The organism is Actinoplanes sp. NPDC000266 (assembly GCF_042899005.1).
Classification (GTDB): Bacteria; Actinomycetota; Actinomycetes; order Mycobacteriales; family Micromonosporaceae; genus Actinoplanes.
In genome coordinates, this window is record NZ_JBIAZI010000001.1 from 1,046,658 (window position 1) to 1,068,479 (window position 21,822).

Consider the following 21,822-nt stretch of genomic DNA (forward strand, 5'->3'; position numbering starts at 1 on the left):
TCTCGCACACGCGCTGCCGGCGACAGCTCATGAACAACAACCGGCTCCGCTACTACCTCGCACAGGCCGGTTGCGACGACGAGCGCCTCGGCGCGCACAGCCCACCCGGCAGGCGCTGCGACGAGGCCCTGACCGCGCTCGGTTTCACGCCGGAGCAGCTCGACCGGATCGACCGGTCCGTCCGGAAACACCGGGTCGGCCTGATCGCCTCGGCCGCCGTCTTCCAGACCGCCAACGTGGTGGCGTTCGGCTTGGCGGTGCACCGATATCAGCAGACGCTGTCCGGGCTGTCGCTGATCGTCGAGAACTGGGACGCCATCAAGCTCGCCTACTCCGTGGCCGACACGATCGGCTGGGACACGACCGCCGACCTGGTCATCGTCACGGCGACACACAGCATCCCGATCGCCGCCTTCCTCCTTGAGCACTCCGAGGAGATGCAGGGCCTGGCCAACGCCCTCGGCGTCGGGGCCGAGCTCGCGGCGGTCAAGGCCGACCTGGCCGACGCCCTGATCACCGGCGGCCTCAGCATCGGCTTCTCCGTGCTGGCCTGGGGCTTCGTGAAGTGGCTGAACGCGGAACCGCGGCGGCGGCTCCAGGAGCTGGAGTCCCGAACTCGGCCCGTGCAGGCGCTGCACGTGATGCTGGCCGCCGGTGCGTTGCCCAAGGCGGTCCGGGAGCAGCTTCCGCTGGTGCCCGGCGCGGTCTCCGAGATGAGGGCCGCCGCATGATCCCGGGTCTCGGCGCCGGGGTCCGGCTGGTCCGCGGAGTGCACCAGAAGAAGCAGATCGAATCGAGGATCGAGGAGCTCACCAGGCTCGGTGAGACACCCGCGGTCGCGCACTACGAAGGCCTGAAGCGGTTCGAGGTGGCCACGCTCATCTGCGACGCCCACCTGGGCGTGGTGATCGACGCGAAGGCCGGCCGCCGGAAGCTCCGCCGGGCGTGCGACCACTATCTGACCGTGATGAAGAAGGAGTACGACATGGTGCTCGAGGAGGCGTCAGGCGCCACGGCGACCAAGGCCGAGGTGTACGCCCTCGGACTGGCCCTGAAGGAGGTGGCCCTCTCGTTCGACGACGCCACCGCGGAGTTCACGGCGAAGTCCGACGCGGGCCTGGCCCGTCTGCGGACGGAGCTGGACGGCAACCGGCAGCGCTCGTCGGCGGCCCTGGCCGAGTTCGCCGGCGCCGCCCGGTCGGCGGTCGACCAGATCGCCGCAGCCGGGAACGGCCGGCTGGCCGAGCTCGACGGACAGGTGACGGCACGCCTGACGGAGATCGACCGGGAAGTGCAAGACAGGCTTGCCCGGATGGACGCCGCACGCGAGCGCGGCGATCGGGAGGTGGCGGCGGCCCTACAGGAGATCAGGTCCTCGGACCGCGCTCTGAAGACCATGATCCTGGTGGCCGGCGTGGTCGCGTTCCTGGCCGCGGTGCTCACCAGCCTGCTGATCACCTGACGGCCGGGATGTTCGCGGCCCTGACCGACTACGAGCTCCGGCACCTGGTCGGGCACCTCGTCGCCGGTGGGGACGAGGACCACCTCCACCGTCTGCTCAGCCTGCCGGACGGCGCCGGCAACGCGTGGTTCGCGGCGAAACGGGAAGCCGGCGCGATCGGCGACTACGCCGACGACCTCGGCGCCGCCCGGCGGGTGGCCGTCGCCGACCCGTCGGGCCTGGCCCACGAGGTTCGCTACGGCCTCATGACCGCCTCGCTGAACAGCCTCGCGCGCAACCTGCCGCCCGCGTTGCTGGCCCGGGCCGTCGACCACGGCCTGTGGCCGGCGGCCCAGGCCCTCCGCTACGCCGCGCAGATTCCGTACGGCCCGCTGCGCGCCGAAGCGTTCGCCCTGCTGGCCGGCCGTGTGGACGGCCGGAACCGCCGCGATGCCGTCCACCGGGCCGTGGAGGCGGCCGAGTCCATCGAGGCGCGCCCCGACTGGCGGCTGCGGGCGTACGCGCAGATCTACCCGGCCGCGCCGGACGATCTGCGGGAAGCCGTTCTCGCCGGCGCGACCGCGACTCTCGCGGAGATCGGCCGATGGGAGGCCGACGAGAACCTCGCCGCCCTTCTCCAGGCGATCCCGTCGGCGCGCTGGCCGGACCCGGCCGGGCTGACCGCTGACAAACCGGTCCGGCCGGGAAGCGACAACCTGGGGCAGCGGCTCCAGCCGTGGACCCACGGCGCCCGGCGGATGGCCGCCCTGGCCCCGGCCGCGCCGGACCGGCTGCTGGACGCCATGGTCGAGGCGGCGCGGTCGGCCGGCGAGCCGGCGCACCGGGCCATCCTCCTGGCCGGCTGCTGTGGTCGCCGGCCCGAGCTCACCGACGAGGCCCGGCAGGCTCTGGAAACGGTGCCGGACGTGCCCGTACGGGCCGAGGCTCTGGCGATTCTCGCTCCTCACCTGCCCGGGCCGGAGCGCCGGACCCGGGTGCGGGAGACGGCGCTCGCCGTAGCGGAGGACCCGGTCGAGCGCAGCCGCGCGCTGACGGCGCTCGCCCCCTTGCTGCCCGACGAGGCCGGCGCCCTCCGGGACGCACTGGCGGCGGCGGACGGCGCCGGTGACGAGGCGAAGTCGTACCTTCTGCGGTTCCTCGGTCCCGTCCTGCCGGACGACTGTGTCGAACCGGCCCTGCGCCAGGCGGGGACGTTGAGCGGTTCGGAGTGGGGCCGGGCGATGGCGGCCCTCGCTCCCCGGCTGTCCCGGGAACAGACCGTCACGGCGATCCGCGAATCCGAGCGGATCGACGATCTCTACGGGGTTCTCGGCGCCACCGTGAAGCTCCTGGCCGCCGGCGGTGCCCGCCCGGACGTGGTTGAGGACGCCCTGCGGCTGGCCCTGGAGTCCGGCCGGGCGTCGTACCTCACGCTGCTGGCCGAGGTCTTCAACGACGACCAGTTCGCCCGCGTGGCCCGCGCGGCTGTGGGTTTCGAGGATCAGGAGGACGCCCGCGACGTCTGGCGGGCCCTGGCCGACCGGGTGACGAGTGATCGGCTCGTTCTTCTCGACCAGGTCGCCGACCCGGCGAGCCGGGTCGCAGCCCGGCTGGCGCTCACTCCCACCGGCCTCGACGCCGGGGTCCTGGCGCTCGCCTGGACGGTGCCCGATCCAGCCGCGCGGATCCACTGGGCCGCTGCCGTGGCCGCGACGGGCGTGCCGATCACCGCCTGCGGGACCGACGTCATCGAGGAGGCGCTGGCCGCGGTGAGCGACGCGCAACGGCAGGCCGCGGCCTACGCTTGCCTGCTGCCGGTGCACCCGGATCCGCAAAGCCTCGTCGAGGCCGTGCTCGCGCTGGCGGCCCGGGCCGTGAAGGAACAGCAGCCGTTCCGGGAGTGGCTGAAGGCGAACCCGCCCGAGCCGTTCGGGTGGGCGCCGTCGGAGTTCCATCCCGATCGGGCGCTGGATCCGCTCTACGGCTACCTGGCACGAGAGCACGCGGCCGCGGCGTTCGACCTCATCGCCGAGGTCCGCCGGCACCAGGACCGCGCCCGCGCCCTGCTCGCCTTCGCCGAGAAGCGCCCGGTCGCCGGCGCCGACCGCTTCTGGGAGGTCGCCGGCATGATCGACGAGGTGGGGCCGTGGATCGATCTGCACATCGGCGTGCTCGGCCTGCTCGACGGCGTCGCCGAACGCGACCGCCTCGCCGCCTACGTGCTCGGGCGGGCCGGTGACTTCCCGCCCGGCTGGCGCGGCTCGCTGCTGGAGAGGCTGGCCCCGTTCCTGAGCGAGGAGATGATCGAGGGCGCCGCCACCCTCCCCGCGACGGCGGAAGGCGCCGGACCGCCACCGCCACCGCCGGCAGCCGGCCCGGACGAGTCGTTGCGGCGGGCCGTGACCGGCCGGTGGATCGAGCTCGACGGCCTCCTCGCCTACATCGAGGAACTGCCCCGGCCGGCCGTTCGCGACCATCTCACCGCCGGTCTCGACGTCCTGACCCGGGGGAGCCGCGATGACCTGGCCGGCGGCCTGGCCTCGCTGAGCCCGCTGATCCGCCGGGTGGCCGGCGAGGACGCCCCTGGTGATCTCGCCGCCGAACTGCTCCGCGTGGTCCGGTGGTGGCCCTGAGGGCGAGGCCTCAGTCCAGGAAGCCGGTGATCTTGGAAAGCGCGGTCGTGGCGATCCGGTTGTGCGACGGCCGCAGCCCGACGCCCTCCACGGCCAGGAAGTCCTGGAAGCTGGTGTGGTAGACGCGGTACAGCGGCTCACCGGTGTCCGACGGCGTCTCGTTCAGGAACTGCCGCCACTCACGGATCACCTCCCGGATCCGCCGCGGCGCGACCCCTGTCCACTCCTCGATCTGCGCGGGCTCGACCGGCTCCCGCACGGTGGCCAGGATGCGCAGCACCGGCTCGTAGAAGCGCTCGAAACGGTCCCGGTCGCGGGCCTTCATGGCCTTCCAGTGCTGCTCGTAGTAGGCGCGCAGGCCGAGCGGAAGCCGGTTGACGTCGTCCATCGTGTCCACCGAGATCTTTCCGGCCGCGATGTCGGCGAGCACGTAGACGACGTACATGAAATTGCCCTGGCTCTTGGTGGTGAGGGTCTCGATGAGCTCCGGGTGCTCCGGCAGCCGGGCCGCGACGTACGTGTGTACATCCGCCATGTTCTCCGCTCCGGAGTCTTCCAGATGGACGTCCTCGCGCCGGTCGACGACCAGCCGGTAGTCGAACTCCTCGCGCGAGCTGACCACGAAGAACACCCCCGGCGGCAGCACCCGGGGCAGGAGGAGCCGGTTCGCCGCGGAGGACGGGCCGTAGTCCTCGGCCTCGTCGAGCGCGTCGACCACCACGACGACCGGCTCGCCGTCCGCCTTCTCGGCGGCCTCCTCGAGCAGGCGGCTCAGGAAAGCACTGTCAGTGGTGGCGTCCGCGGGCAGCGTGGTGTGGCCGAGCCGGTAGCGGACGATCAGCTGGGAGCAGACGTTGGCGAGGAACCGGCGGGCGCTGGTGACGTTCGTCTGCGCGACGTTGAAGTGGTGGACGTAGCCGCGGGTCTTGACCAGCATGCTCATCAGCGAGGTCTTGCCGATGCCGGGCTCGCCCCGCACGAGGACGTATCCGGACGGGAAGCCCGGGTCGGCGATCGTGCGGTCGATAGCCCGGAAGGCGAACTCGCGGCCGACGAAGTCGCGGGTGCGCTCGGCGACGGTCTTCTCGATGCCGAGGACCTCCAGGCCGCCGGTGAGAGCCGCGGGCGCCTCGGCGAGCAGGCGGAAGATGTCGGTGGCGTGGGCGCCGGGCAGCGCCTCGACCGGGAGCGGTTCGATCCGCCACTCGTAGTGGGCGATCGCCACGTCGAGGGCGAAGCGCAGCGGGCGGTTCAGTTGCTCCCGTCCGGCCGCGACCGCCTGATCGAAGGTGAGCGGGCCGCCGGCGGCCTCGCTGTGGGCGAATCCGGTGCACTCGACGGCCAGATAGGCGCCGCTGTCCACCAGCTCGGCCAGCCGCGCCGCGTCCTCGACCGGGCCGGCCGCGAACAGCTCCCGTCCGGGCCGGTCGTAGCCGTTCCACTCCCGCAGGCCGTGGGTGGCGCAGAACAGGGCCAGGGCATGCCCGTCGATCACGACCACGACCGGCAGCAGCTCGTAGGCCAGGCACAGGCCGCAGAACAGGGCCGCCAGGTCCAGGCAGGTGCCCTCGCGCGGCGCGACGAGAACCTCGGCCGGTGTACGGGTCGTCTGGAGGGCGCTCGACGGGTGGTACTCCTCCAGCGCGTACCGGATCTGCCGCTCGCGGAGGGCGTCGTAGATCGCGGCGGCAACCGGCCGGTAGCGGTCCGCCCCGCCGGACAGGTCGAAACGGCTGACCTCGAGTGGCTGCCAACGGCTCGCCCGTGGCGTGATGAAGCGGACCAGCCCCCGCTCGTCGGCGCGCGGCCAGGCCGGCCAGGCGAGGGCGGCGCTATCCGGGTTCATCAGCGACGGCAAAAAAGTCGTGGACCGGTGGCGGCGCCCCGGGTCCGGCCAGGAGCGGCTCGACGGTCAGCCGGTAGACGCCGGCGGGCAGACCGGTCAGCTCCAGCGGTTTGCCGGGTGTCACCTCGGCGGTGGTCGTTGCCGGGCCGGTAGCGGGCTCGGCCGGTTCCACCCGGGCCCGCAACGCCACGGCCGAGGTGATGTTGAGCAGTTCGGCGTGGATCGTCACCGGCTCACCGGGCAGATAAAGGTCGTCGACGTCGAGCGCCACGGCGGGCCGGTCGGCGGCGACCGGGCTTTCTCCCGGCCCCCGGATCGCGCCGAGGCCGCGAACCTGGGACTGTTCCAGCCGTCCCCGCAGATCGGCGAGGACGGAGGCGTTGCATTGCAGGGAGCCGTGCCGCTCGGGGACGAAGGTGTCCCGGTAGGCGCCGGAGAGCTCGATCGGGATCGCCGACGCGCGCGGCACGGTGCCGTCGCCGTCGGCCAGCAGCGGGTCGATCCAGTCCGGCAGGTCACGGCCGACCACCACCCGGCCGCCGGCCAGGACCGCCGACTGGCTCGTCGGCTGACGGGTGCCGACGATCGGGACGATCGTGTAACCGGCGCGACGGTAGTCGTCGTCGTCCCGATGCTCGTCCACCTTGGCCTCGATCTCGCGGTGGAACGCCAGCGCGTCGGCGGCCAGGGCCGGATCGACACCGGGCAGGGCGCCGGCCTCGGCCACCCGCACGTAGTCGGCGCCGGACCGCAGCGCCCGGTAGATCGGCAGCAGCTGGTGCACCGACGGGAACGACCGCATCACCTCGGTGAGGTCGAGGAACGCCTTCTTGTAGCCGTTGGCCAGATAGCCGAGCGCGTCGAGGGAACCTCGGTACGGCGTGCCGAAGGTGACCAGGGCCCGGCAGTCCCGCCAGCCTTCGAGGACCTCGAGGTGGTACCGCGCGACCAGGCCGCCCATGCTGTGCGCCAGGAAGACCGTCTTGGCGGCGGGGTTGCCGGTGCGCCGGCGCCAGTCGTGCAGCGCCCGCCGGACGACCTGTGTCAGCCGCCGGGCCGCGATGCGGTTGTCGAGACGCCAGTCGTACGGGAACTCGATGAAGTTGCCCTGGGGAACGATCTCGAAGGTCTCGCTGATCAGCCGCACGAGACCGGTGTAACCGTCGATCTTGACCAGGCCCGGAACCAGGTGGACCGTGGGCACCAGCCGGTCGGCCACGACATTGCCGGGATCACCGCCGTGCAGGCGGAGGCCGTCCAGTGAAGCGCCGCGGCTCATCGCGTACGACAGCAGCGCCCGCCCGCTCGGCGCCCACACCTCGCTCCCGCCCGCGCTCAGCACGCTGCCGGTGATGCCCGGCAGCACCACGACGAGATCACGCAGCGGCTTCTTCGCCATCCCGCCATGGTTCCGCGGCGCCGCCGGACCGGCGTGCCTCAGTCGGAACCCGGACACGACACCGCTGAGCGCAGTGGGATTTTGCACTGTCAGTGCACTTGTGTGGTGTGGGCCGGGGAATCTAGCGTCACGCCATGGCTGATTCATGGACGTTCGCCGTTGCCCGTGAGGATCTCGGCCGGACTGCCGTCGTCAGCGGCGCGATACCGTCGATCCGATCCGGTGAGGCGCTGCTGCGTGTGGATCGGGTGGGCCTGACCAGCAACAACGTGACGTACGCGGTTCTCGGTGAGTCGATGCGGTACTGGCAGTTCTTTCCCGCCGAGCCCCGTGGCCTCGGCCCGGAATGGGGCCTTCCGCCGCTGTGGGGCTTCGCCGAGGTGGTCGAATCAACGGTGGCCGGCGTCGAGGTGGGAACGCGGGTCTACGGCTACCTTCCGCCGGCCGGTCATCTGGTGGTGCGGCCGGAGCGGGCCGGCTCGTCCGGGTTCCGCGATGGCAGCGCCCATCGAGCCGCCCTGCCGTCGCCGTACAACGCCTACCGCTCGACCGCGGACGACGCCGCGTACCGCGAGGACCAGGAAGACCTGCTGGTCCTGTACCGGCCGTTGTTCTTCACGTCCTTCATGCTGGCCGACCAGGTTGCCGACAACGACTTCTACGGGGCGCGGCAGATGGTCGTCTCGTCGGCTTCCAGCAAGACCGCCTACGCTGCCGCCTTCGAGCTGCATGGCCGCGGACCCCGGCTGATCGGCCTCACGTCGCCGGGCAACGTGGCCTTCACCCGGTCCCTCGGCTGCTACGACGAAGTCCTGTCGTACGACGAGACCGCCGGACTGCCGGCAGTGCCGACGGCCTATCTCGACCTGTCCGGTGCGCCGGCGACACGCGGTGCGCTGCGGGAGATCCTCGGCGACCTCCTCGTGCGCGACATCGCCGTCGGCCTGACCAACCAGATCCCGAACGCGGACGCGGCGGGCGAGGTCTTCTTCGCTCCGGTGCAGATGCGCAAGCGGCGCCAGGACTGGGGCCGTGACGGCCTGGACCAGCGCTTCGCCGATGCTTGGCGTCGATTTGCCGACGTGGTGGGTGCGTGGCTGGAGGTGCGTGCCGGTGACGGCCGGGATGACCTCCAGAGTTTCTGGCTGGACGTCTACCACGGCCGTACGCCGCCGCGCGCCGGCCACATCATCCGGTTCTAGCTCGCCCGTCCAAGCTCTGGGCGGGTCGAGCTCTGCCTCGGCCATGGGGAAGGTCTGCTCCGGCGTGTGCTCCCAGCGGCTCTGAATCCGGCGCCGTTGCACGTCGCGTTCCACCCACTCCACGGCGGCTCGTTAGTCTTCATCGGCAATTGATCGATGGAGCGTGAATGTCCCTACCCCCTCAGCCGCCGTCTTCGGGAGAACCCCGCTTCGGCGCGCCCATGCCCGGCTTTCCACCTCCGGCCGAGCCGCCCCGGAAGAAGGACCGGACCATGCCGTTGGTGCTTTCGGCGGTCGCGGTGCTCCTGGTGCTCTGTGTGGGTGGTGGCACCGCCGCCGTCGCTCTCCTTCTGCGGAACCAGGACGCTGAGCCCATCACCACCGAGACGGTTCCCGGCCCGACGACCGAACCGGCCCCGGCACCCACCAAGACCGTGAAGATCGTGAAACCACGGACGCTGGGCGGCCGCTCCCAGGTCCGCGACGCCGATCTCCAAGCAACCGCTGACCTGCTGAGAACGCGAATCGCGGATTCCGCCGACCCGAACTTCATCAGCGGCGTCTACGGCAAGCCCGGTACAAAGAACACCGTGTTGATGGCGGCCACCACATCATCCATCGCCTTTCCCCAACGGCACGTCGCCAGCACGCTCTCGAGCTTCGGCAACAGCACCGTCGGCGTCTCAGGCATCACCAACGCCGCCACCGGTTCCCTGGGCGGCGACGCCACCTGTGGCAACACCCTCGTCGAGGGACAGAAGGCCGCGGTCTGCGCCTGGGCCGACGAGGGCAGCATCGGCCTGATCGTCTTCTACGCCAAGACCGCATCCGCGGCGGCAGGCGAGTTCCCGCAGCTGCGTGCCGAGATCGAGAAGAAGGCGTGATCCGGAGCGGGCAGCTCAGAAAGATGTGGCCGATCTGGTCCGGGCGCAGGAGGCCACCGATGACCACATCCGCGTCTGGCATCTCGCCATGGTCCGCACCGAACAGGACCGTACCCAGGAGGAGTACCGGCTTACATAGATTCGCGGTTCGGGGTTCAGAAGACGTGACCGAGCAGGTCGATATCGCCGGTCGGCCAGATTGCGCCGGTCACTGACCGGACCATCAGCTCGTGCGGTGCTACCGCCTGCGCCAGGCCGATCACGCGATGGTCGTTGATCTTCACCCAGGTCAGTGGGTTGTCCACCCGCACGAAACCGTTGCGGTGATAAAGGCTGTCGTCGTCGGCGAAGAGGATGACGAAGTTCATTCCGCAGTCGGCGGCGTAGCCGTTCAGCTCATCCAGCAGGCGGCTCGCCAGTCCCTGACCGCGGCTGTCCTCGCGGACGCACAGGTCGACCACTCCGAACGTGCGGAGTACCTGGTCGCCTACTCGGATCACGCGGAGCTCGACGCCGAGTTGCGCTTGCACCGTGGGGCCGTCCGTGACGACGTACCGGAAATGGGGTGGGATTTTGAAGTAGCTTCGCTCCGGATAGCCCGGGAAGCAGGCTTCGAGCAGGCCTTGCAGAGCGAGGTGCAGCTCGGGGCCGATCTCGGCCTCGGGTAACCGCTTCAGCTCCATCGCTATCACCGGGTCAAGGTGGGCAGGGTGATGTGGGACGGGTGTGCTTCGTCGTGGAAGACCTCGAAGTGGTTGGCGCGACCTTCGACGGCGGTGCCGAACGGCTCGTCCGTGCCCATGTTACGGGCGTATCGGGGGAACGCGCCGCCGCTGACCTGGACGCGCAGGCGATGGCCGGCGTGGAACCGGTAGGCGGTGGGGAACAGCTCGACCTCGACCGGGCCGGCAGAAGGTGGGCGCAGGCGGCGGATGCCGTCGACGACGTTGCGGGAGACGCCCTTCTCGTCGACGTCGCACAGGCGGACGAACACGTCGGCGTACGGGAGTGACGTGCGCACGTGAATGGTGGCGTTGACCGGGCCCACGACGTCGAGAGGTGTCGACAGGACCAGGCCGGTGAAGACGAGCACGTCGGGGCGGGACTCGACGGAGGCGTTGTCGGCCTGCTTGCCGGGCGGCTGCAACAGTGGGCCGCCTACGGTGGGGGTGGGGTCGGCCGGATCGTAGGTGAAACGGCTCGGCCCGTCGCCCGTTGGAAGGGGGCCCAGCCCGCCTGAACCTTGCAGATAGAGGTTTTCCACGGAGGCGGGCGGTGGCCACTCCTCGAACGAGAGCCATTTGCGGGCCTGCTGGAGATAGACCCGGACCGGCGGGCCCGACGGGGCCGGGCCGCCGTGGAGATGGTGTTCGAGCCAGGCCACGTCCGTACGGACCATGGTGCGCCACTCTCCGGGCTCGCCGTGCAGCCAGGGGCCGACGACCAGGCGGGCCGGGACGCCGGCCGCGCGCAGGGCGGTGTAGTCGGCCAGGTTGCCGCCCAGGAACAGGTCCCACCAGCCGGTGACCATGCTGACCGGCGGCATCCGGCTCAGGTCGGCCTTGTCGTGGTCGGCCTGGGACCAGGAACCGGCCACGAAGTCGCGCCAGAACGGCACCGGCGCGCCGGCCACCGGCACGTCCACCGCCTGCAACGGCAACCGCTGCAAAGCACGGTGGACCCGGCCCTTGACCCGCGGGTCGGGGAACGGGAACGACCGCTCCTGCCGCCCGATCTGCGCCGACCAGGTCAGCGCCGTGTGGATCTGCGGCGCGCCGTCGACGTAGAAGAGTCGGTTCGTCACGTTCGCCGAGGTGATATGGGGCGACACGCACGTAAGCGGCGGTTCTGCGTACGGTGCCACCGCCCACTGCGTGTGCCCGAAGTAGCTTCCGCCGACCATCGCGATCCGCCCGTCGCACCACGGCTGCTCGCGGAGCCAGTCCACAGTGGCCAGGCCGTCGTCGCGTTCGGTGGTGAACGGGCGGAACTGGCCGCCCGAGCCGAACGTTCCGCGTGTCGCCTGCACGAACACCTGGAAGCCGCGACGGGCCAGCGGCGCCGGGAACAGCTGGCCGAACGCGCCCGCCCGGCCGTACGGCAGCCGGATCAGAACCACCGGCATGGGCCCGGCACGCCCGGCCGGCCGGTAGTGGTCGGCCAGCAGCGTGACGCCGTCCGGCATCGGCACCGCAACGTCGCGGCGTACGTCGTACGGCACCGCTCTGATCGGCAGTCCGAGCGCGACGTCCGCAGCAAGCCCAGCCACCCGCGTGAGTCTTCCCATCACTGCAATGTCGCACATCCGGCAAGGTGCCGTCATCGCCGAACCGCCGCTCCCGTATGGTGGCGCCATGGCCAGGGTCGGTATCAGTGACGTCGCCGCTCGGGCGGGCGTCAGTGAGGCGACCGTGAGCCGGGTGCTGAACAAGCGCGGTGTCGTCGCGCCCCGCACCCGTATGGCCGTGGAGGAGGCAATTCGTGACCTCGGCTACGACCGGGGCGCGCAGAGCCAGCTCGTCATCGTCCTGACCCCGGGGCTGGCCACGCCGTTCTTCGGGCGGCTGTGCGAGCTCGTCGAGTCGGCCCTGGCGCCGCAGGGCTTCAAGGCGATCGTCTGCTCGACGACCGTGGGCGGGCTCCAGGAGACCGACTTCATCAGCTCGACCATGGATCTGGGCATTGCCGGGGCCGTCTTCGCCTCGGCCAGCAACACCCTGATCGGGGTCGACACGGCGGCCTACCGGCTGCTGCACGAGCGGCAGATCCCATTCGTCACGATGAACGGCACCGTCGACGGCTTCCCGGCGCCGAGCTTCTCGACGAACGACAAGGTGGCGGCCGAGGTCGCCGTCGACCATCTGTGGGGCCTTGGCCACCGCGACATCGGCATGATCGTCGGCCCGGTCGGCAACCGGCCGAGCGAGCGCCGCCTCGAGGGCTTCCTCGAGGCCATGAGCGCGCGCGGCGCGGGCGATCCGAAGCGTCTCGTGGCCCATCAGGTCTACACCATCGAGGGCGGCATGTCGGCCGCCGAGGCCCTGCTCGACCAGGGCGTGAGCGCCATCGTGGCGGCCAGCGACTACATGGCGCTGGGTGCGATCCGCGCGGCGGGCCGGCGCGGCCTGAGCGTGCCGGGTGACCTGTCGGTGGTCGGCTACGACGACTCGCAGGTGATGGAGTTCGTCGATCCGCCGCTGACCACCGTGCGCCAGCCGATCGAGCGCATCGCGCAGTCGATCTCGACCGCCATGGTCCATCTGGTCAACCGCCGTCCGGTGCCCCCGGGCGAGCTGCTGTTCGACCCGGAGCTGATCATCCGCAGCTCCACCTCCGCGCCGCGCGCCTGACCTGCGGCAACTCCCCGAAAGGGGTACGACCAGTGTCGTACCCAGGGTGAGTCACGGGCGCGAACATCCCCTCGGAAGCGACATCATGATCTTATGGCGTGACGCCCATTGACGGGTCCATGACGTACATGCAACAGTGACTTTCATGTCGAGCACGTTACGCGGCGGCGGCAACGCCGGTCTCACCGTGAACAGCAGCATGAAAGACCTTGTCGAGTCTTTCATTTGGGCGTCATCGCGGGCCCGGTCCTGGGTGCAGACCGGCCGCGACGCCGCGTACCTGCCGAGCTACTGGGCCGGCCTGCCCGAGCGGCCGATGTTCTACTCCCGCGACCTGGCCCACCAGATGCTCGGCGCCCACCTGCTCGGCCTCGACACCGAGAACCTCGCGATGCTGCGCCACTTCGCCGCCTCGGCCACCGAGCGCCGGGGCTGGTACCCGCTGTGGGCCTTCGAGTTCACCGGCGAACCGGCCGCCATCGACTACCGCTCGGACGACGACTTCGTACGGGAGACCCCCGCTCCTTTCGAACTGGTCGAGAAGGCCGTCGAGCAGTTCCGCTGGACGGGCGACGACCGCTTCCTCCGTACGCCGGAGATCGCCGCCTTCATCCGCAGCACCACCACCGTTTTCGTCGAGACGCACGACCCGCTCGGCACCGGCGTCGCCGGAACCGCCTCGAACAAGGACTTCTTCGCCGGGATCGCCACCTACAACGAGGTCGAGGAGCCGCCCTACCTCCAGGTGGCCGGGGACGGCATCGCCAGCCAGTGGGCCGCGTACGAGGCCCTCGGCATCAAGAACGACCTCAGCGAGCAGTTCGAGCGCGACTGGTGGCTGCCCGCCGAGCGCCACTACGCGGCCGGCTTCACCGCCGACGGCCCGGTCACCGGTTTCCGCAAGGAGAGCTCCTGGTTCCCCGCGGTGAAGGGCCTGATCCGCGAGAACGCCGACGCGCACCTCGAGTTCCTCAGCGACGGCCTTCGCGACGACCCGCCGCACAACATCGAGGCGTACACCTATCTGCCCGAAGCCTTTCTCCGCTACGGCTGGGACGCCCAGGCGCTGCGCTGGATCCGCCACCTGGCCGCCTCCCGCTCCGACTATCCCGAGGTCTCGTTCACCCACGTCGCCCACGTGGCCGTCGGTCTCACCGGGCTCGAGCCCGGCGACGCCGCGGGCGAGGTGCGCACCCGTTCGCACCTTCCCGGCGGCGACTGGCTGGAGGCCAACGGCATCCCGCTCGCCGGGTCCGTGCTGGGCGTACGCCATGAGGGCCGGGAGAGCTCCGAACTCTGGGTCACCGACGGCCCCGGAGTCACCTGGACCGCATTCGAAGGAACCACCGTCCACGTGCCGAGCGGCTCGCGCGCCCGCGCGTACGCCGACGGCCGCGTCAAGAAAGGCAAGTGACTGTGCGCAGAAGAGTCCTCATAGCCGCCGCCGTCGCCGGATCGCTGGCCCTCACCGGGTGCAGCAGCAGCGGCTCCTCCGCCGATGGCGAGACGAAGAACGCCACCATCTCGTACGCCTTCTGGGGCAGCAACGACGAGGCGGCCACGATCAAGGCGATGATCGCCAAGTTCGAGGCGGCGAACCCCACCATCAAGGTGGAGCCGAACTGGATCCAGAGCGATTACGAGCAGAAGCTCCAGACCTCCATCGCCGGCGGTGACGCGCCCACGGTCGCCCAGATCTCCAACACCGCCCTGCCCAGCTTCGCCAACGCCTTCCGCGAGGTGAAGGTCGACAAGGGCATCTACTACTCGGACGCGGTGGCCGAGGCCGGCACCGTGAACGGCTCCGACCGGGCCGTCCCGTTCGTGGCCAAGAGCAAGGTGATGGCGGTCAACAAGGCGCTGCTCGACGCGGCCGGCGTCAAGGCCGCGCCCACCTCGACCGCCGACTTCGTCACCGACGCCAAGAAACTGACGAACGGCAAGAAGGTGTACGGGTCGGCGCCGCTCTGGTACGACGGCTGGCTCATCGCCGAGGGCGGCTCCTACTACAGCGCCGACGGCCAGAGCTGCACCATGGGCAACGCCGACGGCATCCGGGCGGCCCAGGTCGTGGTCGACTCGGTCAAGCCCGGCGGCTTCGCCCCGAACCCGATCGAGGCGCAGGGCCAGGACATGTTCCAGTGGTTCGCCGACGGCAAGGTGGCCATGCTGCCCGACTTCGGCCCGTGGAACATCGCGAAGATCGCCGCCCTCGACCCGGCCAAGTTCCAGATCGTGCCGATGCCCGGCAAGGGCGAGCCCATGGAGGTCGACAGCCTGGGCGTCTCACGCGACGCGACCGACGACGAGGCGGCCGCGGCCAAGACGTTCACCACCTACATGAGCTCGAACCCCGAGGCGCAGAGCCTGCTGGCGTCGACGACCTCGGCGCTCGGCGTGCCGGTCATCGAGGGCTCGATCGAGTCCTTCAAGGGCGTCGCCCCCAAGGTGAACCTCCAGGCCTTCGTGGACGCGGTGAAGAACGCGGTCAAGACGCCGTACGTCAAGGACAAGGTGAAGATCGAGAGCACCTTCTCGACCGCGCTGAACTCCCGGACCGCCATCGGCACCGGCAAGGAGGACCCGGCGGTCGTCCTCCCGCAGCTTCAGGCCGAGTGCCAGAAGCAGCTGGACGCCTCGAAGTAGGCCACGCATGTCGCAGATCGTGACGGCGCTCGAGGAGTTCCTGGCCCGGCTGAATGTCGTCGAGGAGCTGCGGCCGATTCTCTCGTTCGTCATCTTGCTCGCCGCGGTCTTCGCGGTCGTGGGAGCGGGATTGTGGGTCGCCGTGCGTGCGCGCTGGATGAGCCGCACCACGGCGGCGTTCTGGGCCTTCGTGTCGCCCTGGGTGGTCGGCTTCCTGCTCTTCACGGCCGGCCCCATGGTGTACTCGCTGATCCTGTCCTTTCTGGACTGGGATCTCATCGATCCGGCGAAGTTCGTCGGGCTCGACAACTACCGCGAGGCGGTCAGCGACCCGCGCCTCGGCCAGGCCATCAAGGTCACTCTGGTGTACGCCGTGGTCAGCGTCCCGCTGCAGACGGTGCTGTCGCTGGCCGTCGCGCTGCTGATGAACGTGAAGGTGCGGGGCATCCACCTCCTGCGTACCGTCTGGTATCTGCCGTCCCTGGTCACCGGGGTGGCGCAGACGGTGCTCTTCATCTGGGTGTTCAACCCCAACCACGGCCTCGTCAACGGCGTGCTGGGCCTGGTGGGCATCGACGGGCCGAACTGGCTCTTCGACACACACTGGGCGCTGCCCGCGGTCATCCTGACCAGCCTGTGGACCGTCGGCGGCAACATGGTCATCTATCTGGCCGGCCTACAGGACATCCCGACCGAGCTCTACGAGGCGGCCGAACTCGACGGGGCCGGCCGGTGGCGCAAGCTCTGGAACATCACCGTGCCGCAGCTGAGTCCCGTCATCTTCTTCAACGCGGTGACCGGGCTCATCTACGCCATGCAGACCTTCACCCAGGGGTACGTCGTCACGCAGAACGGCGGCGGCCCCAAGGACTCACTGCTCTTCTACGTCCTCTACCTCTACCAGAACGCGTTCTCGTTCTTCCGCACCGGATACGCCTCGGCCCTGGCCTGGATCCTCTTCGTGATGATCATGCTGCTCACGGCGCTGGTGTTCCGCGGCAGCGCGTTCTGGGTCTACTACGAATCACAGCGCCCACAGAAACGAAGGAGGCGTCGTGTCAGCCACCAGTCGTGACAGCAAGGGCGGTCGGATCGCCACGGTCGCGCTCCTCCTGGTCGGCTCGGTCATCTTCATCTACCCGTTCCTGTGGATGATCGCGACCGCCCTGCGCACTCCCGCCGGCGTCTCGGACGCGGGCATCGCCATCTGGCCGATCCAGTGGCAGTGGTCGAACTTCTCGGACGCGCTGGGCTCGTTCCCGTTCTGGCGCTACCTCACCAATTCGTTGCTGAGCACGCTGATCCCGGTCGTGGCGGTCGCCCTGTCGTCGTCGCTGATCGGCTTCGCCTTCGCGCGCATCAAGGCGCGCGGCGCGGGCATCCTGTTCGCGCTCGTGCTGTCGACCCTGCTCCTGCCGCAGGAGGTGACGATCGTGCCGCAGTTCATCCTGTTCAAGAACCTGGACATGCTGAACACGCTCTATCCCATCATCCTGCCCACGTTCTTCGGGTCGGCGTTCTTCATCTTCCTGTTCCGCCAGTTCTACCTGCGGCTGCCCGAGTCGCTCACCGACGCCGCCCTCATCGACGGCGCCGGCTGGTTCCGGATCTGGTACTCCATCTACCTTCCGCTGTCGCGCCCGATCCTGGTCGCGGTCGGCGTGCTCCAGTTCATGTCGTACTGGAACAACTTCTTCCAGGCGGCGATCTTCCTGACCACCGACAAGTGGAAGACGCTGCCGCTCGCCCTGGCCGGCTTCCAGTCCGTCAACGGCACCGACACGCCGCTGCTGATGGCCACCACGCTCGTGGTCACCATCCCCTGCGTCGTGCTGTTCTTCCTTGCTCAGCGCCAGATCATCGGGGGCATCTCATTTACGGGAAGCAAATGACCGACGTCGTATGGGTGCCCGGCGAAACCACACCCCGGCGGGAGACTCCGGTCGCGCCGGGCTTGCGCGCCAACACCCCGGCCGAGGTACGTCATGTGGGGCCGGCGATCACTGAGGCGACCTTCCGCCCCGGCCGCGACGAACTCACGTTCACCGTCACGGTCCCGGCGACCGACGCGGTCGCGTGGTGGCGGCCCGGAAGCACGCTGCCGCACGCGACCATCCCGCCGTCGTGGGCTGATGCCGTCGACTCGTCGCCGTTGCAGGGTCTGCCTTTGGGCGCCCTGCTGGCCGGTCGCGACCGCGCCCTGCTCGCCTACGCCGTGGACGCCGGCACCGGCTCGGTCCACGTGCGGGCCGGCCTGGTCGAGGAGACGGCCGAGTTCGTCATCATGGTGACGGCCACCGGCGCCGACGAGGTGCGGCTCTACCTGGACTCGTCCTCGGCTTCATTCTCCGAGGCGGTGACCGGCGCCGGTCGATGGCTCCAAGGCGCGGCCGGTCATCTCGGGGCGCCCGGCGCCGAGGACCCGGTCCTGTGCACCTGGTACTTCGCCCATCAGCACGTGACGGCCGACGCCGTGCTCGACCCGGCCACCCGGGCCGCCGAACTAGGCTTCGGCACCGTCATCATCGACGACGGCTGGCAGACCACCGACCACGGCCGCGGCTACTCCTCGGCCGGCGACTGGACCGTGGCCGAGGAGAAGTTCCCCGACCCGGCCGGGCTGGTCACCAAGCTGCGCGAGGCCGGCCTGCGCACGATGTGGTGGATCGGCACGCCGTTCATCGGCCATCGCTCGCAGGCTCGCGATCTCGGCCTCGCCGTCCTGGCCGACGATCCCGCGCTGGAGGCCCAAATCCTGGACCCCCGCGACGCCGCCGCGCGCGCCCATCTGGTCTCCCGGATCCGGGACCTGGTGGCCGGGACGGGCGCCGACGGCGTCAAGCTCGACTTCTTCGAGCGCTTCGGCACGCACACCGACGCCGTCGTCCAGCTGATGGACGACGTGGTCACGTCGCTGCGGGAACTCGGCCCGGAACCGCTGATCGAGTTCCGCGAGCCCTACATCCACCCCGCGGTCGGCCGCTACGCCTCGATGATCAGGGTCGGTGACTGCCCGTTGAGCGCGGCGCAGAACCGGGTCGGCATCCTCGACCTGCGCCTGGCCCGCCCCGGCGTGCCGATCCACAGCGACCCCATCATGTGGGCGCCGGACGACACCGCGGAACGGGTCGCTTATCACCTCATCAACGCGCTCCTGGGCGTACCGCAAGTGTCCGTTGACCTTTTGCACCTGCCCGCTCCGCAGGCGGAGGCACTCGCTTTCTGGCTCGGTTTCTGGCGGGAGCATCGCGATCTGTTGCTGCACGGCCGGTTGACGCCGCACCGGCCCGATCTGCTCTATCCACAAGTGACAGTGTCGGCCGGCGAGGTTCATCTTGTGGCGCGATACGCGCCGTACCCCATCAATCTCGCCGATTGCCGGGAACTGTTGATAGCCAACGCCGACGACAGCCCCGCGGTCGTTCTCAACGCCGTCGAACGTGAGGTCATACTGGAGATTCGCGACGCGCGCGGACGGCTGATCCTCGACGAACATCGCCGGCTGGCCGCCGGGCCGGTCGTCATCGACGTGCCTGCCGGTGGGCTGGCCCGGCTGCGACAGGAGGAACCGCGATGACCGACGCCGGCATCGTGCTCGTCCCGCACACCCACTGGGACCGCGAATGGTACGAGCCGTTCCAGGTGTTCCGGCACCGCCTCGTCGACGCGCTCGACCGGGTGCTGGACATGGCCGAGAGCGAACCCGGATTCCGGTTCACTCTGGACGGCCAGACCGCCGCCATCGAGGACTACCTGGAGATCCGGCCCGAGAACACCGAACGCGTGCGGGCCGCCGTGAGCCGAGGGCAGCTCGCGCTCGGCCCGTGGCTGATCCTGCTCGACGAGTTCCTCTGCTCCGGCGAGACGATCGTGCGCAACCTCCAGCTCGGCTGGACCGGCGCGCGCAAACTCGGCGCGGCCATGCCGATCGGCTATCTGCCCGACATGTTCGGTCACGTGGCCCAGATGCCGCAGATCCTGGCCCGGGCCGGGATCAGGCACGCCGCACTCTGGCGGGGTGTGCCGGCTTCGGTGGGCGGGCACGCGTTCCGCTGGGTCGCGCCCGACGGGTCGAGCGTGCGCACGGAATATCTCTTCGACGGCTACGGCAACGGCCTGGACGTGCTGCTCGTGCGGGACCGGATCCCGCAGGCGCTGCGCGAATACCGGACCCTGACGGCGGACCGCTGGGGTGACGACCCGATCCTGGGCATGGTCGGCACCGACCACTCGGCGCCCCGGCCCGACCTGATGGACCTGGTGCGCCGCTTCGACTCGCCGGTGCTGCCGATAGCCGTGGCCACGCTGGCCGAATACGTCGAACGGCTCCCGCCGGACGCCGGCCTGCCCGAGGTGCGAGGAGAACTCCGAAGCCACGCCCGCGCCAACATCCTGCCCGGCGTGCTGTCGATCCGGCGAGGCCTGAAGGACGCGATGGCCACGGCGGAACGTCTGCTGGACGAGGCGGAAAGGGTGTCGCTGGACGAGCCGCTCGACCGGACGGAACCCTTCCTCGAACGGGGCTGGCGGCGCGTCATCGAGTCGTCGGCCCACGACTCCGTGGTCGGCTCGGGAACAGACGAGACGGTGGAGCAGGTGGCGGCCCGGCTCGCGGAGGCGGCCCAGCTGGCCCGCGCGGTGCGGGACAGCGCGCTGGTGGCGCTCGCGAAGGAGGTCCCGTCCGACGCGTACCTGGCGGTCAACACGCGAACGACCGCGAGCACGGTCGTGGTGGAGGCGACGGTGGCGGCGGGGGAGGGCCCGCTGGAGGCGGTGACGGCCGACGGGCGGCGGTTGCCGGTGCAGGAATTGGGTCGTACGCCGGAACTGCTGGCCGACGAGACGTGGAAGGCGGAGGAGGTGGAGCGGGTGTTGCGCCGCATCCACCGCCGCGAGTTGTTCGGGCAGGAGATCGACGGTTATGAGATCGAGCCGGGTCGTCTGACGTTCCGGGTGGCGGAGGTGCCGGGCGCGACCGAGTTCGACCTGATGGCGTTGCGGGGCGGGTTGAGGCGGGCGGTGGCCGAGCATGGCGGGTCGTGGCGGGTGCGGACGTTTGCCGAGCCCCGCCGGCACGTCTTGACGGCCGTGCCGGTCGGGCCGTCCGGGCGTGTGGCCGTTCGCTTCGTTCCGGCGGTCGCGTCACCGAGCCCGAGCCCGAGCGCGCCGACCGCGCCGACCGTGCCGAAAGCTCCGGCCCCGGCCGAGCCGACGCCGACCCCGCCCTCCCAAGGGGGCCCCCGTCCTGGCCCATTATCTCAAAATCGGCCAACATCAAGTGCGGGGCTGTGGACAACCGCGAGCCCTGTGGACAAGCCGGCGCTCTTCGCGACCACGTCCTCGCTGGGCAACGGGCTGATCGCGGTGGAAGTGCTGCCCGACGGCACACTGTCGGTCCGTGGCGCTGACGACACCGTCCTGCACGGCGTCGGGCGGCTCGTCGACGGCGGCGACCGTGGCGACAGCTACAACTACGGACCGCCGGCCGCTGACACCTTGGTCGAGGTTCCTTCGTCGGTTGATGTGCGTGTCGTGGAGACCGGCCCCGTTCGTGCCGCCGTCGAGATCGAGCGGGTCTATCACTTGCCCGCCGCGTTGAGCGGCAACACTCCCGATCGGCGTCGTCACGAGACGCTCGAGATGACAATCAGGACGCGGGTCGAGCTTCGGTCCGGTGAGCCATTTGTCCGGTTGGCCCTCTCCTTTGTCAACGTCGTCGCCGATCATCGGCTGCGCTTCCACGTCCCGCTGGGACGGTCCGTGACCGGGTCAGCCGCCGAGGGCCAGTTCTCGGTGACCACACGTGGTCTCGACGCTGAGGGCGGCTGGGGCGAGTTCCCCCTTCCCACCTATCCCGCCTCGGGCTTCGTCTCGGCCGGTGACGCCACGGTTCTGCTGGCCGGTCCCACCGAGTACGAGGTGGTCGCCGACGGCACCGAGCTGGCCCTGACCCTGGTGCGCACCGTCGGGTCCATCAGCGTCAACCTTCACCCGCTGCGTGACGAGCCGGCCGCTTCCGAGATTCCCATCCCCGGGGGTCAGGAGCTCGGCAACGACTTCACCGTCCACCTTGCCGTGCTGCCGGCGGCCTGGGAGGCCGGGGACGCGGTGCGCCAAGGTGAGGCGTTCCGGTCGCCCGGGCTCTGGCAGCGGGGTGGGGCAGCGGCCGGTGGGCCGCTTCCCGCGGAGGTCACCGGTATCGAGGTTGGCGGGAGCGGTGTGTCCGTGTCCGCGGTGCGCCGTACCAGCGACGGCGTGGAGCTGCGCCTCGTTGCCATGACGCCGGTCGACACCGTGGCCTCGGTGACGCGAGCGGCCGTTGAAGTCGATCTTCTTGGGCGTCCGGTCGATTCGCCGGTGGACGCCGGTGAACTGCCGATGCGGCCGTGGGAGATCCGCACGTTGCGCCTGAAATAGGAGA

General features: G+C 70.2%; 16 protein-coding genes. 12 read left to right on the forward strand and 4 right to left on the reverse strand.

The features are described 5' to 3' along the window. The first annotated feature begins 29 nt into the window (after positions 1 to 29). The 3 genes from ACFY36_RS04315 to ACFY36_RS04325 are packed head-to-tail and all read left to right on the forward strand — an operon-like array spanning position 30 to position 4,074. A complete protein-coding gene (locus ACFY36_RS04315) occupies positions 30 to 731 on the forward strand; it encodes a hypothetical protein (protein ID WP_499744443.1) in 702 nt (233 codons plus the stop codon). Beyond that, a complete protein-coding gene (locus ACFY36_RS04320) occupies positions 728 to 1,462 on the forward strand; it encodes a hypothetical protein (RefSeq protein ID WP_499744444.1) in 735 nt (244 codons plus the stop codon). The genes ACFY36_RS04315 and ACFY36_RS04320 overlap by 4 nt, the downstream gene beginning before the upstream one ends. Positions 1,463 to 1,470: 8 nt before the next feature. Then, positions 1,471 to 4,074, forward strand: coding sequence for a hypothetical protein (locus ACFY36_RS04325; RefSeq protein ID WP_499744445.1), 2,604 nt, complete (start codon positions 1,471 to 1,473; stop codon positions 4,072 to 4,074). Between the two features lie 10 nt (positions 4,075 to 4,084). Here the strand turns inward: ACFY36_RS04325 and ACFY36_RS04330 are convergent, their stop codons facing one another. Then, positions 4,085 to 5,920, reverse strand: coding sequence for an AAA family ATPase (locus ACFY36_RS04330; RefSeq protein ID WP_499744446.1), 1,836 nt, complete (start codon positions 5,918 to 5,920; stop codon positions 4,085 to 4,087). Continuing rightward, positions 5,907 to 7,319, reverse strand: coding sequence for a lipase/acyltransferase domain-containing protein (locus ACFY36_RS04335; protein ID WP_499744447.1), 1,413 nt, complete (start codon positions 7,317 to 7,319; stop codon positions 5,907 to 5,909). The genes ACFY36_RS04330 and ACFY36_RS04335 overlap by 14 nt, the downstream gene beginning before the upstream one ends. Before the next feature lie 134 nt (positions 7,320 to 7,453). On the opposite strand from ACFY36_RS04335, the gene ACFY36_RS04340 reads away from it, so the two are divergent. Further along, complete coding sequence (locus ACFY36_RS04340; RefSeq protein WP_499744448.1) at positions 7,454 to 8,521, forward strand: DUF2855 family protein; 1,068 nt, start codon at positions 7,454 to 7,456, stop codon at positions 8,519 to 8,521. A 272-nt stretch (positions 8,522 to 8,793) separates the two neighbouring features. Beyond that, positions 8,794 to 9,405, forward strand: a complete 612-nt coding sequence (locus tag ACFY36_RS04345; protein WP_499744449.1) for a hypothetical protein — start codon at positions 8,794 to 8,796, stop codon at positions 9,403 to 9,405. A 155-nt stretch (positions 9,406 to 9,560) separates the two neighbouring features. On the opposite strand, the gene ACFY36_RS04350 is transcribed toward ACFY36_RS04345, so the two are convergent. Together ACFY36_RS04350 and ACFY36_RS04355 are read right to left on the reverse strand one after the other, a co-directional pair. Further along, a complete protein-coding gene (locus ACFY36_RS04350; RefSeq protein WP_499744450.1) occupies positions 9,561 to 10,088 on the reverse strand; it encodes a GNAT family N-acetyltransferase in 528 nt (175 codons plus the stop codon). 5 nt (positions 10,089 to 10,093) lie between these two features. Further along, complete coding sequence (locus tag ACFY36_RS04355; protein WP_499744451.1) at positions 10,094 to 11,692, reverse strand: CocE/NonD family hydrolase; 1,599 nt, start codon at positions 11,690 to 11,692, stop codon at positions 10,094 to 10,096. A 67-nt stretch (positions 11,693 to 11,759) separates the two neighbouring features. Here ACFY36_RS04355 and ACFY36_RS04360 point away from each other — a divergent pair, with 67 nt between their 5' ends. The 7 genes from ACFY36_RS04360 (at position 11,760) to ACFY36_RS04390 (ending at position 21,818) form a co-directional block, all read left to right on the forward strand. Then, on the forward strand, positions 11,760 to 12,755 hold the full coding sequence (locus tag ACFY36_RS04360; protein WP_499744452.1) for a LacI family DNA-binding transcriptional regulator: 996 nt from the start codon (positions 11,760 to 11,762) through the stop codon (positions 12,753 to 12,755). 145 nt (positions 12,756 to 12,900) lie between these two features. Beyond that, complete coding sequence (locus ACFY36_RS04365) at positions 12,901 to 14,169, forward strand: hypothetical protein (protein ID WP_499744453.1); 1,269 nt, start codon at positions 12,901 to 12,903, stop codon at positions 14,167 to 14,169. Next, positions 14,166 to 15,401: an ABC transporter substrate-binding protein gene (locus ACFY36_RS04370; protein WP_499744454.1), complete on the forward strand. Its 1,236-nt coding sequence runs from the start codon at positions 14,166 to 14,168 to the stop codon at positions 15,399 to 15,401. Before ACFY36_RS04365 ends, ACFY36_RS04370 begins: the two co-directional genes overlap by 4 nt. A 7-nt stretch (positions 15,402 to 15,408) precedes the next feature. Next, positions 15,409 to 16,476: a carbohydrate ABC transporter permease gene (locus ACFY36_RS04375; protein WP_499744455.1), complete on the forward strand. Its 1,068-nt coding sequence runs from the start codon at positions 15,409 to 15,411 to the stop codon at positions 16,474 to 16,476. Further along, the gene (locus tag ACFY36_RS04380; protein WP_499744456.1) at positions 16,457 to 17,293 is read left to right on the forward strand and encodes a carbohydrate ABC transporter permease; all 837 of its coding nucleotides are present in this window, start codon (positions 16,457 to 16,459) and stop codon (positions 17,291 to 17,293) included. Before ACFY36_RS04375 ends, ACFY36_RS04380 begins: the two co-directional genes overlap by 20 nt. Then, the gene (locus ACFY36_RS04385; RefSeq protein WP_499744457.1) at positions 17,290 to 18,978 is read left to right on the forward strand and encodes a glycoside hydrolase family 36 protein; all 1,689 of its coding nucleotides are present in this window, start codon (positions 17,290 to 17,292) and stop codon (positions 18,976 to 18,978) included. The genes ACFY36_RS04380 and ACFY36_RS04385 overlap by 4 nt, the downstream gene beginning before the upstream one ends. After that, positions 18,975 to 21,818 (forward strand): glycoside hydrolase family 38 N-terminal domain-containing protein, encoded by a 2,844-nt coding sequence (locus ACFY36_RS04390; RefSeq protein ID WP_499744458.1) that lies wholly within the window; start codon positions 18,975 to 18,977, stop codon positions 21,816 to 21,818. Before ACFY36_RS04385 ends, ACFY36_RS04390 begins: the two co-directional genes overlap by 4 nt. The last annotated feature ends 4 nt before the right edge of the window (positions 21,819 to 21,822 follow it).